Origin of the sequence: Sandarakinorhabdus sp. (genome assembly GCF_040398645.1) — a bacterium.
In the GTDB taxonomy this organism is placed as follows: domain Bacteria; phylum Pseudomonadota; class Alphaproteobacteria; order Sphingomonadales; family Sphingomonadaceae; genus Sandarakinorhabdus.
The window spans coordinates 1-2880 of record NZ_JBBATR010000014.1; the positions used below are offsets into that span (position 1 = coordinate 1).

3 protein-coding genes are annotated in these 2880 nt (G+C 65.2%); all 3 read left to right on the forward strand.

The window, feature by feature from the left end; translation table 11 throughout:
• The coding region (locus ABWP50_RS04940) for an acyl-CoA dehydrogenase family protein (RefSeq protein WP_353216882.1) at window positions 1-993 on the forward strand (993 nt) is incomplete at its 5' end.
• On the forward strand, window positions 993-2189 hold the full coding sequence (locus tag ABWP50_RS04945) for an acetyl-CoA C-acetyltransferase (RefSeq protein ID WP_353216883.1): 1197 nt from the start codon (window positions 993-995) through the stop codon (window positions 2187-2189). The genes ABWP50_RS04940 and ABWP50_RS04945, both read left to right, overlap by 1 nt.
• A 62-nt stretch (window positions 2190-2251) precedes the next feature.
• Window positions 2252-2880 (forward strand): CaiB/BaiF CoA transferase family protein (locus ABWP50_RS04950; RefSeq protein WP_353216884.1); only part of this gene is annotated, 629 nt, incomplete at its 3' end.

Genomic DNA, 2880 nt, shown 5'->3' on the forward strand with positions numbered 1-2880 from the left:
ATCCCGCAAAGCCATGGCGGGCTGGGCCTGACCATGGCCGAGGAAGCGGCGTTGGTGCGGGTGCTGTGCCGGGCCAGCATCACCTTCCGCAGCCTGATCGGCACCACGGTGGGCATCGGCAGCCAGGGCATCATGATCGATGGCACCGCTGCGCAGAAGGAAGAGTGGCTGCCGCGCTTTGCCACCGGCGAAGCCATCGCCAGCTTCGCCCTCACCGAGCCGGGGGCTGGATCGGATGCCGCCTCGCTGCGCTGCTCGGCGGTGCTGGAGGGCGATCATTACCGGATCAACGGCACCAAACGCTATATCACCAACGCGCCGCGCGCCACAGTGTTCACGCTTATGGCGCGCACCGAAGCGGGCGTGAAAGGCGCAGCGGGTATCAGCGCCTTCATCGTGCCAGCTGACAGCAAGGGCATTTCGCTGGGCAAGCCCGACCGCAAGATGGGGCAGCGCGGCGCCAAGACCTGTGATGTCATCCTGGAGGACGTGATGGTGCCGGCATCGAGCATCATCGGCGGCGTGCCGGGCCAGGGCTTTCGCACCGCCATGAAGGTGCTGGACCGCGGCCGCATCCATATTGCAGCAGTCGCGCTGGGCATGGCCGACCGGCTGATTGAAATGAGCCTGAGTTACGCCGTGGAGCGCCAGCAATTCGGGCAGCGCATCGGCGATTTCCAGCTGGTGCAGGCCATGTTGGCCGACATGGAGGTTGACCGGCTGACCACCGAGGCGCTGCTGGAGCGCACGGCGGCGCGTTTTGATGCCGGACAGGCCAGCGCCCGCGAATGTTCGGTGCTCAAATTGCATGCCAGCGAAGCGGTTGGGCGGATCGCTGACCGGGCGGTGCAGGTGCACGGCGGCGCTGGCTATATGGCCGAATACAAGGTCGAGCGTTTCTATCGTGATGTGCGCCTGCTCCGAATTTATGAGGGCACCAGCCAAATTCAGCAGACGATTGTGGCCAAAGCCATGATGCGGGAGAAAAACTGATGCGCCGTGCAGCTATTGTATCGCCGATCCGCACCGGGGTCGGCCGGTTTGGCGGGGCCTTGGCCAGCCTGCCGGCTGGGGAGCTGGGCGCGATCGTTCTGAAGGCGTTGATGGCACGCACCGGCATTGATCCAGCGCGGGTCGATGATGTGGTGTTCGCGCATGGTTACCCCAATGGCGAAGCGCCGTGCGTGGCGCGCTGGAGCTGGCTGGCGGCGGGATTGCCGGAATCGGTGCCGGGTGTGTCGCTGGATCGGCGCTGCGGCAGCGGCCTGCAGGCGGTGATCGATGCCGCGATGCGTGTGCAAACCGGCGCTGCCGATATCGTGGTGGCCGGCGGCGTCGAAAGCATGAGCCAGGTTGAATATTACAGCATCGATCATCGCAGCGGCGCGCGCATGGGCAGCACGACTTTCCATGATCGGCTGGTGCGCGGCCGTGTGATGAGCCAGCCGATCGCCCGCTATGGCGTGATTTCCGGCATGATCGAAACCGCCAACAATCTGGCGAAGGATTATGATATCAACCGCGAAGCCTGCGATGCCTATGCCGCGCAAAGCCACCAGCGCGCTGCGCAGGCCTGGGCGGACGGCAAATTTGATGCCGAATTGGTGCCAGTGGAAATCGCACAGAAAAAAGGACCGCCAGCCATATTTGCCAAGGATGAAGGCATTCGCGCCGATGCGACGCCCGAAAATCTGGGCCTGCTGCGCGCCATTGATGCGGGCGGCGTCGTGACGGCGGGCAATGCCAGCCAACAGAATGACGGCGCATCGGCTTGCCTGGTGGTGGCCGAAGAGCTGCTGGCGCCGCTGGGGCTGACGCCGATGGCGTGGCTGACGGGCTGGGCCGCAGCCGGCTGCGATCCCAGCCGCATGGGCATCGGCCCGGTGCCGGCGGTGGAGCGGCTGTTTGCGCGAACTGGCATGGGCTGGGACGATCTCGATCTGGTCGAATTGAACGAAGCCTTCGCGCCGCAAGTGCTGGCCGTGCTCAAAGGCTGGGGCTGGCACGATCCGGACCGGCTGAACGTCAATGGCTCGGGCATCAGCCTGGGTCACCCGATCGGCGCCACTGGCGGGCGCATCCTGGCCACAATGTGCCACGAATTGCAGCGGCGCGGCGGGCGTTTTGGCCTGGAAACCATGTGCATCGGCGGCGGGCAGGGGCTGGCGGCGATCTTTGAACGGGCTTGACCGGATGCCGGGACGACCAGCGCAAACTGGCATCGGCAGCAATTTGGCGGTAGCGATGCGCGATGATTGATAATGTTTCGCCGTCGGCGCTTGCCGGTATCCGTGTCCTTGATCTGTCGCGGGTGCTGGCCGGGCCGTGGTGCACGCAAACATTGGCCGATCTGGGCGCTGATGTGGTGAAGGTGGAGGTGCCGGGCCGCGGCGATGATACCCGCGCGTGGGGGCCGCCGTTTCTGAAGGGTGTGGACGGCGCGGACGAGATCGGCACATCGGCCTATTATCTGGCGGCCAATCGCAACAAGCGCAGCATTGCCGTGGATTTCACCCACCCGGATGGCCAGGCCCTGCTGCGCGATCTGGCGCGCCAAGCCGATATCGTGGTCGAAAATTTCAAGGTGGGCGGCCTGGTGAAGTACGGGCTGGATTGGGAGACTTTGCGCAGCATCAAGCCGGCGTTGGTCTATTGTTCGGTCACCGGCTTTGGCCAAACCGGGCCGTATGCAGCGCGCGGCGGCTATGATTTCGTGGCGCAGGGTATGGGCGGCTTCATGTCCGTCACCGGCGAGGAAGGCGGCGGGCCGCTGCGCGCCGGCGTGGCGATGGCAGATATCGGCACCGGGCTTTATGCCGCCATATCGATCCTGGCGGCGCTGCGCCATGCCGAGGCGACGGGCGAAGGCCAGCAGATCGA